The following is a 296-nucleotide window of genomic DNA, read 5'->3' as shown; positions in this document are numbered from 1 at the left end:
AACCAATCCACTCGCGGCAGCGGAAAGGTAACCATGACCGAGAAGAATTCAGGACCCGAAGAGGGCATCAAGGGCGCCGTCGAGGACGTCAAGGGCAAGGCCAAGGAAGCCATCGGCACCGTGGCCGGCCGTGACGACATGGTTCGGGAAGGCAAGGCCCAGCAGGACAAAGCCGATGCCCAGCAGGCCGCCGCCAAGAAGGAAGCCGAGGCCGAATCGGCCCGTGCCGGGGCGAAGGCAGCCGAGAAGCGTCAGGAGTCCGAACAGCGACCCTGATGCGGCGCAGTACGCAGATG

Annotated in this window: 1 protein-coding gene; it reads left to right on the top strand. The window is 64.9% G+C overall.

What is annotated here, in order from left to right; all coding sequences use genetic code 11:
- The coding region (locus HOP58_RS22905) for a hypothetical protein (protein WP_234261939.1) at window positions 1-276 on the top strand (276 nt) is incomplete at its 5' end.
- Window positions 277-296: the final 20 nt, after the last annotated feature.

Source organism: Halomonas sp. MCCC 1A11062, from assembly GCF_021404355.1.
Taxonomy (GTDB): domain Bacteria; phylum Pseudomonadota; class Gammaproteobacteria; order Pseudomonadales; family Halomonadaceae; genus Halomonas; species Halomonas aerodenitrificans.
Note: the sequence above shows the minus strand (reverse complement) of the source record. Positions and strands in the feature narration are given on the sequence as shown.